Below are 20709 nucleotides of genomic sequence, written 5' to 3'. Positions count from 1 at the left end.
CTGGCAGCCATGCCCTCTTGTCTCGAGGGTGGGGAAACAGGAATAAACAGGGTAAAACTCTGAACAAGTTGCGTACTTGTCGAGAGGTTTATCTTCGCTAACCGCCCCGTGAAGGTTCGAGCACGAAGTACACGGAGCACCGCGGAGTAATCCTTCCCTCACAGCTCTTTTTTAGTACTAAGTACAAAGTACCGGGTACCATGTACCATAACATTGTGAGGTGATAAACCTGGCAGTGCGTTTTTCCTTTACATCAAGGACTTAAAAAGTCGTCCATCTTTTTCGATTTCCCTTCGAATCCCCTGCAAAACATCTTTCATTCTGATCTTATTACTTGAGCGTTGCAAGCTTTTCAGGCACGCGTATTGTACCACATTTATAATGCTACCACCAGCTAGTTCGTAGCGAGCTGCTACTTCTACTAAGTCAACGTCTAAAGTTACCGCATCCGGGAACGCTTTACGCCATAACTGCAAACGTTCTTCTACATCAGGTAACGGGAAGTGGATAATTGTATTAAAGCGGCGTAAAAAAGCCTCATCAAGGTTACTTTTAAGGTTAGATGCAAGGATAATCAGCCCTGAAAATTCTTCCACCCTTTGCAAAAGGTAAGAGACTTCTTGATTAGCATAACGATCATGAGCATCCTTGACGCCTGTGCGTTTTCCAAACAAAGCATCCGCTTCATCAAAAAACAAAATCCAGCTTTTGTTTTCAGCCTTATCAAATAACTGGGAGAGATTTTTCTCTGTCTCGCCAATATATTTGGAGACGACGGCCGAGAGGTCTACCCGAAACACATCCCTACCGGTATACCGCCCCAGCAAGCTGGCTGTTAGCGTCTTACCTGTCCCTGGTGGACCATGAAATAATGCGCGATACCCTGGCTTAAGCACCCGCTTCATGCCCCAATCCTCCATCAAGGTTGAACTTTGCTCTATCCATGTTTTAATCTCCTCTATGCGTTCCAACACAAGAGGCGGCAATACCAAATCGGACCACTCTTGTTCTGTATGGAGCAATTGAGCCGGAAAAGACGAACTAAATTTAGGCGGCGACACATATCCTTGCGTAAACAGCTCTGTATACTCGTCATCTAATAGTATTCGGCGATTTAGCATCGACTCTCCTGTTCGCGGTTGTTCTAGGCGGAGTATACGCTGTTGATAAAACGGATGCTGATGATTAAAGAGCGCTAACAGATCCATCCGCTTTTGAATGTCATCGCCTGCCAGTACAAATAGCGCAGTAGACACCGTAGGCATCATGGTACGCTGTTCCGCTGTTTTTATGCCCCCAAAGGCGGGTAAATCATTATCCTTTTTCAAATTTTTAGCAACAACTCGATCAAAAAAATCAGGATAAACATGAGGAACCAGAGCGATGAGCAGAATCAGAAATTCTTCCAGTGAAAGCTTCATTTCTGCTATGGTTCGAAAAAAAGGGTCGCTGGCATCTGAAATATCAAAATCAGGGAAAGCAATCTTCTCGGGAGTCGTAAGTCGCTGAGAAATACGCTCTTCCAGATAACGGATAGCGTGTTCTAAATTGGTAATCGAAATCCTTTTCATTGGTCTAAAATAAAGCTATTTGACGGACAAACGTAGTGATTCGTATTTTTCCTTAAACGCTTCCCAGTTGAATTCAGGAAAAATCAAGGGCATGTTTTGTTTAAAGTTAGTGGTCTCTTCGCTTTCTTCTCCAGATTGGATATCTAGTAATACTTTAGGCCAATAAAAATAAACCCTGGCAGCAAGTGCCATTTCGAGGTAACCCGAGAAATCAAGATCCAGGTTGTAGAGCTGAGGCGCTCCAGTGCGATGATAATAAATCGATTCCGATGCGAAGCCTGGGCGATGAAGAAAGCCGCATTCAGCCTCGTCTGTTACTAAATCGAAGGGCTTGAAAAATTCGATCAGTTCTTCTTCCAATAAATCTTTGCTTTCGTATAGCTTCCCCTCCCAATTTTGCATTACGTGTTGCATAGCCAAGAAATGAAGTCGACCACCAGCCTCATCATCAGCTACAGCCGCCCAAGTTATTTCCCATCCATCAAACAATTCATACAATTGAATCATTTTTTGAGGCAAAGCTTTCAACGCTATTTCTTGAAAATCATTCGCATTTAAAGGTAGATTATAGTTTTCTTCCAAATGCTCCAAAGTACCTTCTTCTTCAGCATCGTATAAGGCATCACTTAATCCTTCGTGCCATTCTTCGCTTGGGTTACTCATGATCTCACTAATTTAATTTTATATTACGGGCTTCCTGCATCTTTATCACCATTTTTTTCAAGCGCCTTTTCTTAGAGCTACTAAGTGTACTATCTTGGCTGATAGCTTCTGTAATTTGATCATATCTCTTTAAATCATCAATGTCTTGTGCTAACTTTTGGATAATTACCACCTCAGCTACAGAAATACTAGTGTTGGTAGCGATCTTCTCAGCACTACTGTTTACCAAGCTTTGTATAGTCTTAGCTTCCCCTTTACCTACTTCGTATTTCTTCAGGTTCGTATCTATCTCATTGGTGATAGCCTTGTTATTAAGCAATACCTTTGATTTTTTGGTAAACTTACCATTAGCCCCTTTCTTCAGCATAGCTGAGCTAACGGTAAGTTTAGTAGGTATATACTTTTCTGCCGAACGGATGGTCATTATTGCATCGTGCTTGCTATCATCGATACCTGCCTTGGTCAACTGTGCTTTTGTTACACTCAAATCACCACGGCCATAATTAGCGGTCACCTTATAGTTGACGACTCCCCCGGACTGAACGGCTCTTTTCACTGCATTTTCTGCGGCATTGAGGTGGGCTTTATTTCCCTTCTGAGAGAGTATGGTCATGTTGTACCATTTACCAGGGCCATGCACATTATCATTGAGCATATGCCCACGGATATAGTAAGAGCGGCCGCCTTCACGCCGTAGCTTAAGCTTATCAAAAACTTCGTGTTTTTGCTGCGTAGGTGAAGATCCTTTATCTCCGCTAGACCGTGGCATTTTTGAAAGTACCGTAGCATTCATTTCAGTAGCAACGGTGCCTCCCCCTTTGGTTGTACTACCAAAATCGACCTCCGTAGCAGGCTGTTCTCCATCTGCGAAGCCGAATATCTGTGCCGTAATAGGGCTCAATTCATTGAGTTTTTCTTGTAAGTCTTTTTGCTTTTCCTTCTGGTTTTTCTTGGTAGCATCATCCGTAGCCGCACCTGTTCTACGCTGAATAATTTTATCGGCCTCAGCTGCTTTTGTTTGTGCTTGTTTTAAAAGTGTTTTCTGGTCTTTTGTTTTCGCAACAGATTTGATGTGCTTCATAAAATCAGCAAAGGTTTGAATATCACTGGCTACCATCATATTCGCCGTCTTTCCTTTCTGTTTGAAATAAAGCTTATGCTGTTTCCCGTCACCACCCTTAAACTTCTTTTTCGCCTTCCACCACTGCACCAATTTGTCCTTGACTTTCTTGGCTTTCTTCTTGGCACCTTTCACAAATTTCTTTGCCCATTTCTTAGCCCTGAGGATAATTTTATCGATGGCCCGGTTGATGCGTTTGCGGATATTCTTGATGATTTTCTGCACCTTTTGCACCAAATTAGAAATACCTAAAAGCTTTGCCAGTAATCCAATAACCAATGGAATTAGCGTAGACAACCCATTTTCCACCGCCAAGCTGATCCTTGCAAAATTCTTGGCAGCAGCAGCCTTGATCGCTTCAATCAAAGTAGGGATTAGCGCAATGGCGGACTCTACAAAGAAGACGATAAAATCCTTAATAGCTATAATCGCCTTTATAAACCCAGCTCCGGGAATCAGCAAGCTCAATAGCCACTTGATCCCCGCCTGAATGACCTGGGTGATGATCATATTTCGAACCGCCTCAATCACTGTCTCTTTTAGGTCACTAAACTGCTCCTGGACCTCTTCCCAGAGCCCCATAATTCCTTTTTCCTTTATTTTTTTGATGACCGTAAAGCCTGTCTCTACAGCCTTCACCACTGGCTCGGTGATGAGCTTGACCATCTTTTTCCGAACAAAATCCCAGGTTAATCCCAGTACCTGCATGATGAGATCAAAGATGCCCGATAGACTAAACAGGTTTTCCGGCACGGTAATACCCATCGGCCCCAACGACCCCGNCAACCACTTGAACAAGCCTGCAACGAGGTGTTTTTGGATATTGGCTACGAAGCTGTCAAAACCCGCTTTAATCCCCGCAAATAAGGCTTTCATAAAACCGATAGGGTCGGCCATAATCACGCCGATCAAAGATTGAATAGCCGCCAGCAAATCCATGATAAGCTGCTTCAATTTCTTGATGGTCTCAATGACTCCTTTGATGGCATCCAGCGCTTTGTCTACCAGCCCTCGGTTGGCCGCTTTCATTTCCTCAATGCGCGCATCAACGGCCTCCAGGCTTTCTTTGTATTTCTGGGCAATACTGTCGATGAGGGCATCCTGTTTGCTTGTAACCGCACTGTCTAGCTGACTAAATTTGTCTTCAATTTGCTCTACGGCAGCAGTCGCCAGTTTTTGCTGACTTTTCGGCAAACCATCCACAAAAGTTTTCACCTCCTTGCGCCCTTGGGAAATCCGCTGCTTCACTTTGCCCAATTCCGTGGCAATATATCGGGCGATGCCCGTAAGCGCTACATCCATATCGGCGATGTACTGCGCACGGCCGTCCACGTAGAATTGATTGACCTCATCGGGCATCCCAACAAAAGTATCTTTGATGCGTTTCCCCCAACCACGAGGATCAAACCAAGAGCCATAGCGCTCCCGTTTGTAAGCATTCATTTTAGCTCGGATATACGCTTCAAAGCGGAGTGTAGCATATTTTGCCGCCAGTTCAAACCTGGTGTTCACGCCTTCATCAATGGTGCCTTCTTTGCTGCCATCTGCTGGTCCAAGCACCTTTTCTACATCAACCTGGGTTTTGAGAAAAATGCGGTCAATTTCTCCACTTATAGCCTCCCTTGCGGAAGTATTGTCTTTCGCATTTTTTTCCTGTTCACCAGAAGCTTTGGCCAAAAGGTCCTTGCGTTCTCCAAACATGCCAGACACCGTATCTTTACCTTTATTTTCGGCCTGATTTTGGTGCTTTTCGCGAACAGACTGCTCTTGTTGGCGGAATTGTGTGGGCGCTTCTGCTGTGTTCGTTTTCGCGGTCTTTTTGGAGTCAAGAGCTGTAAGAAAGGTCGGTTCTTCAGATTTTGCCAGTTGTTCTTCCGTCACATCATTGGTGGCCATTTCATCGTCCATGCGCTTGGCATCTTCGATGAGGGGCTGGTTGACTTCCGAGGCATTGCGTGCCGGCGGAGTGGTATTTCCTGCTCGTAGCGGTTTGGGTTTATCGCCTGCCTGAGGCGGAGCCAAGTCAGCTACTGGCCGGACCTCTACTGCCGAAGGATCAGGTTCTTTAGCGGTAGCGGCTTTAATGGCACCCCCAGATTTTTCCTTCTCGCTGGCTACCTTTTGTTCTGCACTGTCTTTCACCTTATCCATCTTCCCGCTACCGGGAAATTTGTCTGCTTCTTCTTCGTTTTTAGGCAGAATTTTTTCAATCTGTTCCAGCAGTAATGTCTTAAAGGTTTCCGCATCAAACAACTGCGGCTCCTGTTCTTCCATTTCTCCTACCTGGCCCTCTTGTGCCTGTCCTTTTTGTTCGTTATCAGCAAGCGGTGCAGCCGCTTCTGCGTTTTCAGACAAACTCTTAGCTGTAGGGGTCGTCTTCTGCCCAGCTGCCGTCTTCTTTGTTTTTCGTTTGAGTGCCTTAAAATTGGGGTCTTCTCCCGGAGTTCTGGGAACGGGTGTTTCTTCAACAGGTGCCGGGCTCGCCCCAGCCTCACCTTCACTGGTAGCAGGCGCAGTTCCTGCTTCTGCCCCACCAAGGCTTGCAACGGCTGTGGTATCCTCAGCAGGAATGGTTACTGGCAATAAAACATCGGAATCTGCGGAGGGCGCTGCAGTATCAGTGCCGGGTTCCGCAATGGGCTCGGGAGTATCGGTAGCACGTTCTGGCACAACTCCCTGCTGCACCGTATGGGTAAGTTCATGAGCCAACAATAACTGTCCTTTGCGCCTCGACGGGTCGTATTTCCCCTCATTGAAGAAAACATCGCTACCTGTAGTAAACGCCTGTGCCCCCAAAGCACGATTCATCCGAACAGCATCTTGATCAGTATGAATACGTACGCCACTGAAGTCTGCCTGAAAGGCATTTTCCATTTTTTGTCGCGTAGCCGTATCCAACGCTTGCCCCTTTCCTCGGCGCAAGCGAATAGCATTTGCAATATCCAAGCCTCGATGCAATAAGGGGCGAGGCGCAAGTTTAGCTTGTAGCTGCTCCTCCTCTTCTTCCTTTTGTTGAATTTCTTCTTCGTCTTCTTTTTTGGTTTGTACAGCTTCTTCCTCTTCTTGCATTTGCAACTCTTCCTCGTCTTCTTTCCGCTGTACTTCTTCCTCTTCCTTGCTTTGTACTTGCTCTTCCTCCTCCATTTGCGCCTGTACCATCTCCTCCTCTTCCGCTTCTGGCTGGCGCTGAATGGGCTCCTCCTCTTCCATCATCGTCTGCATCACCTCTTCTTCCTCTGCGGCTTTGGCTTGTAGGTTTTCTTCTTGTTCTTTGCGTTGTACGAGGGGAGAAATCTGGCCAAATAGAGGCCGTGCCGTTCCTTCGTTATTGACGGCCCTATCGGCCATCTGATCGGCTTCGGTTTCATAACGACTCTCCCGCTTTCCAACTTTCACATTAGGCTGCGCCTTAAAAAAAGCGCCATCGCTCTTTTTAGTCTGAAAAAAGGAAGATTGCCGTCCTGGCTTGCCAGGTTTAGCTTTCGGGGTCTGAGTCGTTTTGGTTTTCATTCCCTTTTAGTTTAAAATAATCAGCGAAAATCTACCTTTAGCATTCCCTCCATCCAGGGGAGTTTTATCATGGAAATATTCCAAGGCAAGCGATCTAACAGCAGATCGTAAGGTGCCTGTGCTACTTGTAAATGCCAGTCTGTTCCTTGTGAATAAAGCAAGCCATCGCGTTGCAAAAAGTTTGCCCGAAAGCCCGCCACGGAAGTCTTTCCTAATGCCGACCAATGGCGGATAGCAGCTTCAATTAATTCGTCACCACTAGTTAGTTGCGCTTCGGTTAATTCAGGTAAAACCAACACTTCTTCCAGAGGTATTCCCAGTAAAATCTTGGGCAATACCAGCTCCCACTCTGCCGTCGGTGATTCTCCAACAACAAGGCTTTGCAGGAGGCTTGCGCCTAAATTGAGATCAATAATTTCATGATTAGATACTGCTCCGTGCAGGGTAAGAAACCGATCAATAAACGGATGAAGTAGCACCAACCCCGCCTGCGGCACAGACAATGCTCGCTGCTGACTGATACTGTTTTTCGCCAAATATTCAGACCGTTCCAATGCCATTGGCAAGGATTCTTGAACGGTCGTTTTTTTACCTAATCCTGTCGTTTTGGTATCTCCCGTTTTAGCAACTATCTTCAACTGTTTGGTCCAATATTCAAGTTGTTCCGTAAAGGAAAGTAATGCTAAAGGTGCTTGTTGTTCTTCAACAATACCCACTAACCGATGCAACATGACACTCCCAAATTGGGCGAGCATCCGCTTGAAGCAGTTTTCATTTTGCAATAACAAATGATGCATTTTCTTTACAAAACCAGCGTTTCCGGTAAGCAATTCCGTAAATTCATAAGCCAATGAAGCAACGGTGGTTCCTTTTGGTGCTGACCAAGGCAGGTATCCGCGTTCCAGAAAATGAATAATCCAGGCTTCCGGGCCAGTAGCTGCTTCGAGCGAGTTTTCTCTCCCTTCAGCTAGCTTATTACGAGGCCGTAGCATTTTTTCATACTCTTCTGCTTTCAAAAACAGTTCCAGCTCTCCGGCCAGCTGCCTACGGATCTCCGATTCTAAATCCTCTAAAGAATCCAGATCGCAGTCCAGTACAATTTTGTCGTACCGAACATACACATCAGGGGGCACCAACTCCGACAACACCCTATCAATGATTTCAGGTATCCGCTCTTGCCCAAGAACAGATAGCCGTTCTGAGGTCGCGTGATAGTCCCGATCTCGGGAAGCTTGAACAGTAAGTTCCAACTCAAGCTGCTTGATAATATGGATTTGCTTCGTCGGCATCAAAGTTCAAATGAAGCATTTGTCACCGATGCACAAGTTGTCTCAGGGTCTACCGCAATCGCTCTGATAACGTAATTGTTACCAAAATCGGTTCGGAAATTCGTCTCCACCTGGGAATCGGAAAGAATCGCAGGGAAAGCGTATTCAACCACCCACAACATGGGCCGTTCTCCCACATTGTTCGCAAATAAGAGAAGTTGATTATCAGAAATATCAAAGTTGATTTCCAGCGAAGTAGGCTCCGTACATAACTCCTGCGGAGGGTTATCAGGGTTACAGCGATCACGAATAATGCAATTATAGGCAGGTAGTCTACCTCCTCCTTCGAATTCCTCACTGCTATCAATAATTACCAATTCTCGCACCTCACTCTCTGATTCCCGGTATTGCCATAAGCGGCGGTAGTCATGTTTTCCAACAGAAGCGCCAGAGAAACTAACTTCAATTTCAATAACATAAGAATGGCAACTATAATGCTCAATTCGTAGCGTCGTGAAATTATCAAGACTCGATGGATCATAGGTCAGAAGAATAACAGCTTCCTCAGGGCTACCGAATGCATTCCCCAACACTGATTGAATGAACTCATTCGCAGCAGGCATCCGGCTATTCCAGAAACTGCTAAACACACTAGCTGTAGTGAAATCGCCACTTGGGTTTAGTATTTCGGTAAGTTGCCCTAGTTGTGCTGCATTAAAATTAATCGCCTGACCAGGCTGGTCACCAATAACGGTAAAGGTGTTGACCTGAAGTTGTACTCTTTGATAGCGAATACTGGTATTTGGATTGCGCTGCATCCAGAACGGATGGCCACATTCTCTGGTAATACCATTACAAGGCAGGCCACAGCCTTGCTCACAAACAACGGGTTTCACATTAAATCGTTGTTCACAAGCTGGGTTGCTACTGTCCTCTACGACCACCTCGCCGCCTTGGCCGCTTGGGAAAGTTGCAAAGCCTACATTTTCTCCTAGCGGCACTTCATAAGTTTGTCCATTGGCAATAACCCGATAAGGTGGGCGACCGCCATCAATGAAGACTTCGACCCGGAAATTCTGGCCATCCTCGTCGCAGACCGTTGCACCAGGGTCAATAACCAGTTGTGGTACCAATTCTATAGTACGCCGTACGGAGATGGTTCCTTCCGCATCCCTGATTTGCACTTGAGTGCCGTTGTTTACAGCGATGGGCTCTTCTGCTAATGCCAACCAATTTACACCTCCGTCCAGAGAATAATCATAAGGAGGAGTACCACCCGTAGGCGTAATCAGCGCAAGGCCGGTATTATTCGGCGTCGTACAACCGACCTGTTCCCAGCTAAAAGTGGGCGGTTCTTTGGGCAATACAAACTGCACCGGCGTACAGTCGGAACAGCACAAATAAGGCAAATAAAAATCTGCAATTACTGTTCCCACTGCCAGGTCTGCAAAACGCCCAAGTTCTGTATTATCATCCACCGGAACACCCAGATCGATCTCCAAAATTGTATTTTCATTAACGGCAATTACTTCACGGCTTCCAATACCGGGCATCAGTACCTCCAGACGGGCAGGTAAGCTGTTTACGACCAACGAAAAGTTGCCATCAAAATCCGTTACGGTACCCGAAGTCGTGCCTACTTGAATAATTGTCACACCGACAAGTACTTCTCCGTTCGCTACGACCTGGCCCCGAATGGTAAAGTTACCTTCCCTAATGGGCACATCATCTGGTTGGTCATCACCGTGATAGACCATGACGAAGGTTCCACCCATTGGCACCCCTGCCTTGTGCTGAATCCCCGGATGTTGATCCGTAAATTTAGCGAACAACAACTGCTCTCGTATCTTATTGACACGATCCTGGTATTCATCAAAAATACGCTGGAAGGATTCCAATTTACAGGAGAAAAGAACATGATCCATTTGATCAGAAAACTCCTCCAGATCGAGTTGATCACTGTTATTATCGCCAGAAGTCGCATCATTGGTAAGCTGCAGGATGAAGTTATTGAGCACCTGCATCAAGCCCAGCAGGGCATTGTGCTGCTGCCGGAAGGCGGTCATATCCAGTTGGGATACGTTCGCTGGCAGAGACGAAGCAAGTTTTACGAGGTTAAAAATAAACAGGACATGATAGATGTACACCGAATCCAGGTTCCCCAAATAGGGAGCGCTAGCCGTATGCTGGCTCAGGTGTTCTTCATAATAAGCGCCAATCGAATTATCGAAATAACGGAAGTTTGGCGCACAATGCTGAAGAAACGGAAGCTGTGGCACCCGATTCCCAAAAGCCTGAGTTGGCGTTTGACTAGGCAGAATTGGCGTCAGGTAAAACCGCTTTACCGCTTCGCAAAGTTGACAAATCAATTCTTCCCGAAAGGCATGATAAAGAGCGTCCAAATCCTGAAAATGGCAATCTTCCACCTCTGTAGGCAAAGGAATTGTATCCGCGTTGAAGCCGGACTTCAAGGCCACAATGTCTATCGGTAGCCGATTGCGGTCTTTTTGCGACAGTAACTCATGGAGTACCTGCACATAGTTTTGGCCAACGTGTCCCTCTATCCGAAGGAAATTATTGGATTCCAAATCGTATTGCAGTGGAAAACGGACAAACAGATCTGTTGTATTCCATGCATTGGAACGATAGCCCAAATTATGCCGGGCCTTTCCCTGGCGAGTCAGGTGATGACTCCACTGTTCGTATAAGGGTACCGGGCGATAATGGTAAGGAATTGCTTTCCGTGACAAGGGCCCTCCCAGTAAACTAGGGGTAATCTTGATACTGGTGGATAACCTTGGCCTAAAGGCGGTAAGTAATTGGGGACGAACAAAAGTAAAGTTCTCGAAAGGCGTAAATACCCCCGGCTGCAAGACTGCCGTAACCGGGCGAACATTCCCAACATTAAATCCGACCAGCGAGCTTACATTTGGAGGTAACTCCAAGCCCTGCACCAGACTCACTAACCGAGCAAACAACAGCCGCAGCTCAGCCATAGCCCCCTGCTGGCGCGTAAATAACGGCGAAGGCACAAAACTATGACGGTAGCTATTATCGATAGGCTCAATGCCTAGATTGCCCGCAAACAGATGTCTTTTAAACAAGCGGCTATCCGGACAACACAATCCTAGCACTTCCAAACCCCGAAGGCGAAATTCTTCGTAAGCTTGAATAATCGTATCCAGATGGTCATAATAATATTGGTACCAGAGGTACTGTCCGCTGGTTTCTATGCTATGATCATAAAGGAAAGCCCAATTCGTAGCGAGGTTAGCAAACGGATTGGTCTCAAAATCTACAAGCAAAGGAGCAAAAGCCTGATGAGCAGCACTTAATGCATTGGCAACACCCTCTACCACAGGTTGATTCATTGCCAATTGGAATGCTGTAAAAATAGAACTGGTACTCCCTAGATTGGTCGCAGCTACATCAAAACGAGGCAGCTTAAGCGTCGGCAACCCCAAACGACTACTCATCGAATCTGCCAGACTGAAATAAGCTTCCGCTTCTGGCCCCAAGGCGCGAATTCGAGCCTGCAACAAGTCAATATCTTGCTTCCTTATCAATAATGGGCGGATGGTTGCCGTTACGGTAGATCCTTTATCATTACAAGAATTGGGGGCACAATTCCGATTGCTTTCCGCCTCACATTCCAGGAATAGCACCAGAATTTTCTCATCACCTTCCCCCGGTATTTGGTTGACGCCCTGCAAGAAATCACGGCTTACCCTAACCGCCGTCGCATCATTGTTTCGATCTGCTGTGAGTTCCCAAATAGGAAACGGTGTAAATGGGTTATTACCACTTCCAAATTCCCGATAAGGGAGCGCATCTGGCACTTCGTAAGGGCGGTACCATTCCAAAGCAGCTTGGGTGCCCCAGGTGATGAGATAACCCTCAGAGGTCACCCCACATCCTTTGCTGATCTGGATACTATCGCCACTATCGGCGATGGATGGCTCCAAACCACAGACAATGCCAATCCCGATCAGGTTGGTTCGCGTGAGGCGTTCCTGTTCATCGAGGTAATTAAATAGCTGATTGAGATGCTCATTGGAAAGCACCTGATTGGCTTCAAAAAACGGATAGGAAATGTTTACTGGTAACATATCACTTGAGGGCTTTAGAGGGTACCAAGAATGGTGTTATCTAATCGAACAGGATTATCATCGCTACCATCATCACAATCGTGTAAGGTGGCTGTCGGGTAAATACTGGTCAGGTCGGAAAAAATTCGCAGGAGTACTTCGTGCCGGTAGGCTACTGCTATCCACTCGGAATAGTAGGCCAGCCAACGTTGGAGAAGATCCTCCCAGCGTTCATCGTTTGCATCAAGCCCTTGAAGTGGGCAAAATGAGGGATCGTTAGTAAGTGCGGTCGTTAAATCACTGCGGAAGGGTTGCCATACTTCTGCGTCGATACGGCTTGCCAGGCTGGGGATATCCGCCAGATCAGCTTCTTCTTCCACCAAGCTACTGATCCAATTCCGGAAACGATCTCCGAAATAAGCCAGCAATAACTCGGCACATTGGCAATTGTTTTCTTGCCCTGTTGTGCTTTGTAGCCATAGCTCGGTTTGTCTTTGCAGTTGGGCGTTGAGAGGTTGCCATAAGAAAGGGCTATTGGCTTCCAGCCAGTTGCACCAGGCGATCTCAAAGCGGTCAAACTGGTGGGCTTGGACCGCCAAAGTGACGAAATGATCCAGCAAAAGATCATGAAGGGTATCCCAAGCTTCATCGGTGCCCAGGCAAGGGAAATCTGCCGATGCTAAATCTGCAAAAAGTATCCGCAGGTCCTGTGCCCAAGCAGCATAAGGGCGGTAGGTAAGCAACCTGCTTGCCATCCAGGGCTGAAACAAGGCATCGAAACCATCGTACAGCTCTACTGCGCAACTACAAGCTGCTGCCTCCTGTTCTGCACCAAAAAAAGGCAGCAAAACATTGCTTAATTGAGAAAATATAGGCGCACACTCGTCTTTCTCGACCGTTCGGTTGCCTACCCAACATATTTTGGGCAGCAAATAGGAGGGCGTCTCTCTACGAATGGTTTGATCGGCAAATTGCCGTAAATCAATATCATAGCTGAAAGGTGCCAAACTTCCTTGCAGAACGTAAGTTAGCCGGAAAGAATAGGGGTCTTCCTCGCCGCAGTGGGTACAATCATCGGGCAAGCAAACGGGCATTAGCGGGCTCCCCGGAAATACAGGGCGTAGCAACAAATGCTCTACCGGAAACAGCCGTTCTTTTGCCAAAATATCGGTAGTAAACGCAATTACATCCGCCGCTACCACACCCGTTGCCAGCATAGCGAGCGGCAAGCCGTTTTCATCTTCGAGTATAGGGTCACCGTTGCCGTCGGTGCCGTACCGGCCCAAGGTGGTACTATTGGCAATGATATCTCCAATTAGCGCCCAGGTGAGGTCTTCCGCAGCTTCACCCGTAGTAGCGGTAATTACGTCTACTTCCTCTAGCAACAAGCCCGCTCCACCGACACGCGTATCGTTGAGCGTAAAGCTCGCTTCAAAAACGCCCTGATTATTGGTAATCTCTACCGCAAAATAGGCCCGTAGCGTCTCCATTCCCAACAGGCGACTTATACGGTCACTTATTCCTGCCTGGTTGCGGGGATCACACCAGCGTCCGTCGTAGCGGTAATTAAAAGCTCGCCCCCTATCAGCACTGATTCGCGGATAAAAGCGCAGGAAACGAATCTTGTCCCGGATTAGTTTATCCGCAGCAAAAGGTATCCGATCTTCATTAGCGTGAAGCATCAAAGCATAATCTCGAAATTGCTCCCCGAAGCGAGCCAAGAGATGATCTAAAAACCGATTACGACGGTCTTGAAAAACGGCTGCCGATTCGGTAATTCCCCGAAGGTTATCTTCCGTAGCTTGTGCCGTTACCAAATCCGAATAATCAGCAATTTCCGTTGGAACGGCTGCTGCATCAAAGAAATGAGAAAAGTAAGTTCGGTCTACTGTTTCATCGGTCGAAAAGAGATCAGGCGTGTGCGCCAATTGCTTCGTCATGTCTGCCAAGAGCTGTTCAAACGGCAGCAAGTACCCTTTCAGTTGGTGAGCTTGCGAACGCCGAGCGTCTGTAGCACGAGGAGGCAAGCCAACCGTACCAATACCATAAGTTAGAGGTAGCGTGTGCTGCACAGGTTCATAGCTGGACAGATCACGGTGTACGCCTACAGGAATCGGAAAATCACGCTCCGCCAATGGTAGTTTCCCACCGATATCCGCGCTGCGCAGTTGGGCCAAAATCGCCCGTACCTCATCCATCCTGGCAAGGAAGGGCAAACCGTTTTTATAAAATAAAACCCTTGATGCTTCCTGATAAAGCTGAGCGATATGCAACGCCCGAACAGGAATGCTCCAGCTATGCGAGGGCATAATAGGATTCCCTTCGTCATCGTAACGGGTGAATTGCACCTGCTGAATAGCAATGACACCGGGGATATCCATCAATTTATTGTACAAATCAGAAATATGGATAACGGAACGTAGCTGTGCCGCCTCCAGGTCTTCTTCCTTGATAAACCCATTCTCCAAAGCAGGACCTATAAATATATCTTCGGTCGCTAAACCTTCTGCTGTCAATTCCGAAAGGGTATGAAATGGCACTTTAGGATTGAAGTGCGTTTCAATCAGGTAGAAGATATTGGCCAGCACAAACTCAATATCGGCATCTGGTGTGAGTTCTACATCTGCACAAAAAGCCACATCCTCCGTTTGGATACCCTGAACACGACAATAATCTTCTCCTAAATTGCGGAGTTGATGCAATTGGTGCCGGGCCTCTCCTACTGCTACTTCAACCGCCTGTAGTTTTCTACGGTAGCGATCTACTAATCCGCCAGCGGCAGCATTTTCAAAAACAAAAGACTTCAAATCCTCTACGTTCAAGACCCGCTTTACGCCCTCTCGGGGAGAGAAAAAGCGCACAGGTACACTGTTTAATTCCAAACTGTGACTGTCGCCATTTACCTGAAAAGGAATGACTAAATCAAGGTAAAATACATTGCGCCAGCCTTGGAGGAGGCCCTGATTAGCGGTGGTCACTTCCTCTGTAGTGGTTCGGTCGCGAGAAAATCGCGTCACTCGAATACCTTCATCCGTTGGTTGTCCTTCGTTCAGGGTATTATCGCTATCCACTTCGAGCATAAAGCTGGGGTCGGTAGAGATAAACGCTGCATACAACTCCGGCTGCTCTTTGGACCAATCAGGAAAGCGGATTTCGATGGTTAATGCTGCCAAATCCGGTTCACCAATGTCAATATTCAGGGTCTGTATAAGCTTGCGGTTATTCAGATCACCTAGCTCTGCATCCACTTCCAATTGTAGTAAAACTTCGTATAATCCTTTGACAAAAACGGGATGCTCGTGCCCTCCCGCCGTCAGGTTTTTGGGTAATAGCCGCCACTGGGGAGCATGGTAAAGTTGGCTGTCCTTGCATTCTGCATAGACGGTCGTTTCACAAGCACATTCTTTACAGAGCAGCCAGGCATTCCGCAAACGAGGTAAATCAATGAGTGATTTCCTAAAATCGTTGACCGTAACAGGATTATTCGTTAGTATCCGCCGGGCAGTAAACAGCGCCTGCCGAAAGCTGATATAGCCACTACGTTCGGTAAGAATATCAGCAATATCAAACCCGGTACGATACCCCAATTCACTGATGGTATAAGCCAAAGCTTCCATCAGGGTAATCCCCGGATCATGAGCATTGTAGTCGGTCCACTGCTCATTTCCCAGCTCCTGAACGGCAGAAAACCCTTCGGCACGCAAGGCCCGATAATCTTCCGCTGGTGGCAGTTGCGGATCCTTTAATATGGTCAGGGTCGAATCACTCATGCGTCTCGGTTATCTAGGATGATGTTATTGGGTGTTCCGGTTAGTTGTGGTTGGCAGCCACAATCTTCTGTCCATTCGTTGTCGGTAGTTCCTTCTATGATCTCAATATCGTGCTGACGTGCCGACACCAGGATCGCCACTTGCTTGGTGGGGCGGACCATTTCTACATCGCGTTGCAATGGATCAAGGGTATGGTTCAAAACCAGGTCTTCGACATAATCGACATAGGGTCGTTCTTCAATAAAGTTGACCAATACAGACTTGTGCATTTTACCTCCAAATTCGATCTCGGCACCACTTCCCGTCGCCCAAGGGGAGAGAAAACTGAGGATTTCCTGATTGAGAAGTTTTTCATAAAAAGTCTCGTCTAAACCATCAAATAGCCGCACTTTAAAACTTGCAACAACAGGCTCGAAGATGGGATTCCGTACGTGTAACGTAGCTTGGCAAGACATTCGTTTTTTCAAAAAAGTCGCCATAGCTTCTAGGTCAGCCAAGCTCACGTAAGGCCGCAAAGGATCAACAGCTCCCTGATTTTGGAGGTCTGCGATGCCAACAATGGTTACATGCCCTGGTGCCAATTCCCGGTACGTCGGTTGGGGACTACCCGATTCATACCGCAGATGGTTGAGGCATTTTACTTTATGGAGTTGGGGGAATTCTTGCAACAACAAGCGTTCATAATCCCACATATTGATGGCGCGATCCTTGTGCCGGAGGCGTTCGCTGGTGCGGGTATAATAAGCCGATGGTAGTTCTTCTGCACTTCCACCATAAGTGGCATACGGTTGCGCTACTTTCTTGACAGCCCCTACTGCCTGGCGCAATTTGGCGATGGTTCCTGCAGGTAAAGGCAAGGCCCCCAACTGCGGATCATTCTGGTTGTCGATCATGGCTACGGCCATACCTTGGGCATATACGCCAACAATCTGATTGACTGCATCTACTGCCGTCTCAACGGTGGCGCATAACCAAGCTTTACCAGCGGGCAAGAGGGTATTATCTTCATTAATATCAGCAGGAATGCTCAGACGCACCAGCCCACTTTGCAATAAGCCCTGCGTACCATCACTTATTTCCCTTTCGGTAAAAGGCACCCATTCGTTCTGGCGGAGATACCACCACCTCAAATGAGGTTTGGGTTTTGCCAGTAATGGATCGGCCGTTCCTGGAGCGACCTGAATGAGGAGTGAGAGCACCTGTGGTGCTTGTAATCCTTCTAAGCCGATCAGCCACTCTCCGCCGTCTTTGCCCACATTATTTACAGGGCCATCAGGCGTAGAGGTGTTGTACTGACTCACCAGCAAAGGCAGTAAAGCCGTTGGCCCAGCGGTGGGTTGCTTCTCGGCTTCCCCAAAAGGGTGCAGGTGAAAAAACTCCGCCGTCAAATCATTATAAGCAGCAGTATTATTCAATGTAATCTCCTGAGTAGCCTTGTAGTCCAGTTCCACATCCAATAACTGAGGATCGTACAATGATTTAGGCAAGGCCGGAGTAGCACCGTCACCCTTGGCATAAGCGGCCAGCGCAAGTGGATATTTCGCATGCCCCCAATCGCCACTTAGGGAAAACCGAAGAAAACCACTGGTAGCTTGATTAGAGTAAGGCTGGTTATTAGAAAAATCAGGGGTAATGACACTGTTAGTATCCAGCTCGATACCGTTGCCAGCATCCTCTAATAATTGAACAGTAGTAGAGCTATCATTTGGCAAGATATTTTTGTTACTGGGGGTCGACCAGGTTCCGCTTACCAGAGTGCTCAATTGAGTGCTAGCTATTGATCCGCTAACCGTATCTTGATAATAGTTAGTACCTTTTTTCTCCTTCCAAACCAGCTTCAGGCTGATCATAGAATCTTTTTGAAAAACTTCTTTATCACCCAGAACGAAAACGGAACCATCGCCAGGTGCTGGCCCGAAGGGATGAAAAGGCTTGCTGGCATCCAATGGCCCAGTACTGCCACTAAGGGCCATATCGCGTTTTCCGGTTACATCTACCTTCAACGAAAGGCTTGATGCTTTTAGATTTTTTATGGCCTGGTAAGGAAATGGAACGTTGTTTTCGTGTACCAATTCTGCTTTCAGCATCGGAAAACCCGTTTGAAAAGCTCCGCCATGAGTCTTTGCCTGGTACGGCAAAATAGCGGGGTCATCGCCCTCAATGGTCCACTTCAATCGGTAACGACCATCTTCCGGGTCTTGATCAACGGTAATTGTTTTTTCCAACCAGCCTTTTTCGGTCGTGAGGCTTAGCTTAAATTTGACACCTGCCAGCACATTCATGCCGCTTCCATTAAACTTGAGGCTGATGGTACGGCTCCCTTGTTTCAGATACAGGTAATTGGAAGCGATGGCAAAACCGATCCGAGCAGTGGGCATTTTAATATCCCAGGTCGTCGCATCATCTCCTACTTCTTTATTCCCAAAAGGATGCCATCGGCCATCGGCACTGGTTAGTTCTTCTTCTCCTAAACCATCGGCAGAATTGCTTACGGGAGATGCAAAATAGCGGTTCCGATCGCGACTTTTATAAATGGGCCGCTCTGGGTCACCAAAGCTGTATGCTGCTATATCATTGGGGGCTTTGAAAATACTTCGCAGGTCTGTCACCTTGGCTTTATTGGCAACGAAATCTTCGGTTGCCGCAAAAATGATTTCCTGCCCGGTGGCATCTTTTCCTGCCTTAAAGGTCACGCCCGCCGCCAGCAGGTGTTGATCTACTTGTTTGGCCAACTCTACGGTAAGAAATGCTTTTGGTGGTTTTCCGGGAGCAAATTTCAAACGCAGTACACGCTCGTAATAAAAGCGGAGGTGCCTATCTGTCAGGGTGTTGAGGTAAGCTTGTTCTTTGGATAGCAATCGCAGGAATGCCAGAAAAAGAGCGAAGTGCGGTTCGTGCTTATTCCAGTTGTACAACAAGGATTCCAAAGCCTTTTCCGCTTCCTTGATGGCCAAGACAAAAGCCTGTAAAAATTGCTCATAAACACTCGTAAAGAAGTAATGCCGAACCACAAAACTAATAGACGTCGCCACAGTAGGGTCTGTTCCAAAAACGGTATCGTCCGCAGCAATTCCGGCCAAGTAAGTTGCCCAATCGGTCGCACCTGCTGGTAGCCAATCGTCGGTAAATAAAGTCTCAGGAGCTGGTGCGGTATAGAAATCTTCCGTGGGCAGTAAGTTTGCACCAAGGACACGGATTCCAGCGAGTGCAGGGCTTAGCGTCGTTTGACCATCATCCAACAAAGTTGCCTGAGCGTGTTTGTGCCAAGCAATCCACTTTTGTAGTGCCGGTGATAAGTACTTATTCACCCGATTCCGCAACACTTCCTTGATGGGCAAGCCTTCCGGAAGCAAGCGAATATGACGATCCAGTTGCCAAGTCAGGTTGGTAAAGAGGTCAAAAAGTTGATTCAGATGTTCTTGTAAATGTAGGTTACTGGCAGCGCTACCGTCTTGGTATTCCAGTTTTTGTAATTCAATAAATAATTGCCGGCTGGCTGTTCGAAAATCATCAATCGGTGCGGCCGCTAAATTTGCCAAAATGATCGCTGGATTAGCGGTCCAGAAATCAGTCCAATCACCTTCAGGCGTGTCTGTACTATTATAAAACTGAACGAAACGCGCATAATCTCGGACAAAAACTATCCAATCTGCGAAGGTTTTTTCATCCACCTTTACATAATCCGGCTGCTGCGCCAGCGGCTGCCGCTCACTCTGGGCCGTTCCGCCGTGGTTGAGGCGGTAGTCGTTCCGGATATCGTTGCAATTACTTGGCATAGATCATTGTATTGCGCAAAAAATAAACTAAACATTCTTTGATGCTTTTCAAACAACTAACACGCTTAAAGTGAACCGCTTAGCTAGCTATTTAAAAACCGAATGTTCATTTTGTTTTTGTGCTGTCTCCTACAAATAATAGGGTGAGCAGGTGATTAAATGGTTAGGCACATGGTCAAGTGCTATATCGGATTATCAACTTGTGATCCTTCCGTTAAATAGAAGGGGTAGACAAAGTTGAAGCGCGAATTGGTCGCTCGCACCCGATAAGCAATCGTGATGATGAGCACTCCTTCGTTCACGCGTTCGGTATCCAGCAGGATATCCTCTACTTCAATCCGAGGTTCGTAATACAGAATAGCGGTATTGATTCGGTCAAAAATCAAGGTCTGTAAGCCGGTATCAATGGGTTCAAACAAGAGCTCTTCCATGTTGCTACCATAGTTGGGCAACATAACACGCTCTCCTAAAGCCGTAGAGAGTAAAATTTCCAGGCTCCGGTCAATATCCTCCTGCCCGGTGGTCATTCGTACTCCTCTGGAAGCCTTTCTAAACGTTGGAGGAAAACTCCATCCCGTTCCTAAAAAATTGGTAGCTGGCTTACTATCGTCCATGTATCTTCTTTTTTTAGTAAAAACATGCTCTTATCCTCCAATCAGTACCGTGGTACAGCCAATGACGATGGTTCCACCATGGGCGGTACTATCGCCTAATCGGGCAGCAGGCATTCCGCCAATCAATACGGTTCCACTCCCTGCCACGATAGCATCAGGTGGCCCGGTACAGAGTGCCTGATCCCCTACCCTTGCGGCTGGAAAACCACCGATGAGTACCGTCACCTCTCCAGGAGGAATGATCGGCCCTCCCACATGTGGCACGGGGCCATTGGAAGCTGGACAAACGTGCATATCATTGATTCGAGCAGCAGGTGGCATCGTTTATT

9 protein-coding genes are annotated in these 20709 nt (G+C 47.1%); all 9 read right to left on the bottom strand.

What is annotated here, in order from left to right:
- Positions 1–248: 248 nt before the first annotated feature.
- Positions 249–1571 carry an ATP-binding protein gene (locus A3EU_RS0109740; RefSeq protein WP_020535967.1) on the bottom strand — a complete coding sequence of 441 codons (1323 nt, stop codon included), beginning with the start codon at positions 1569–1571 and terminating at the stop codon, positions 249–251.
- 15 nt (positions 1572–1586) lie between these two features.
- Positions 1587–2234 (bottom strand): hypothetical protein, encoded by a 648-nt coding sequence (locus tag A3EU_RS0109735; protein ID WP_020535966.1) that lies wholly within the window; start codon positions 2232–2234, stop codon positions 1587–1589.
- Positions 2235–2241: 7 nt separating this feature from the next.
- Positions 2242–6423, bottom strand: a complete 4182-nt coding sequence (locus A3EU_RS0109730; protein WP_425412668.1) for an eCIS core domain-containing protein — start codon at positions 6421–6423, stop codon at positions 2242–2244.
- A gap of 461 nt (positions 6424–6884) precedes the next feature.
- Positions 6885–8153, bottom strand: a complete 1269-nt coding sequence (locus A3EU_RS32665; RefSeq protein ID WP_020535964.1) for a contractile injection system tape measure protein — start codon at positions 8151–8153, stop codon at positions 6885–6887.
- Positions 8153–12241 (bottom strand): SprB repeat-containing protein, encoded by a 4089-nt coding sequence (locus A3EU_RS0109720; protein ID WP_020535963.1) that lies wholly within the window; start codon positions 12239–12241, stop codon positions 8153–8155. The genes A3EU_RS32665 and A3EU_RS0109720 overlap by 1 nt, the downstream gene beginning before the upstream one ends.
- Before the next feature lie 14 nt (positions 12242–12255).
- A complete protein-coding gene (locus tag A3EU_RS32660) occupies positions 12256–15990 on the bottom strand; it encodes a hypothetical protein (protein WP_020535962.1) in 3735 nt (1244 codons plus the stop codon).
- Positions 15987–19766: a baseplate J/gp47 family protein gene (locus A3EU_RS0109710; RefSeq protein ID WP_020535961.1), complete on the bottom strand. Its 3780-nt coding sequence runs from the start codon at positions 19764–19766 to the stop codon at positions 15987–15989. The genes A3EU_RS32660 and A3EU_RS0109710 overlap by 4 nt, the downstream gene beginning before the upstream one ends.
- Positions 19767–19948: 182 nt before the next feature.
- The gene (locus A3EU_RS0109705; protein WP_020535960.1) at positions 19949–20380 is read right to left on the bottom strand and encodes a GPW/gp25 family protein; all 432 of its coding nucleotides are present in this window, start codon (positions 20378–20380) and stop codon (positions 19949–19951) included.
- Positions 20381–20410: 30 nt separating this feature from the next.
- Positions 20411–20701: a PAAR domain-containing protein gene (locus A3EU_RS0109700; RefSeq protein ID WP_020535959.1), complete on the bottom strand. Its 291-nt coding sequence runs from the start codon at positions 20699–20701 to the stop codon at positions 20411–20413.
- Positions 20702–20709: the final 8 nt, after the last annotated feature.

The organism is Lewinella cohaerens DSM 23179, assembly GCF_000379805.1.
Lineage (GTDB): Bacteria > Bacteroidota > Bacteroidia > Chitinophagales > Saprospiraceae > Lewinella > Lewinella cohaerens.
This window is presented reverse-complemented; position numbering and strand designations above follow the sequence as displayed.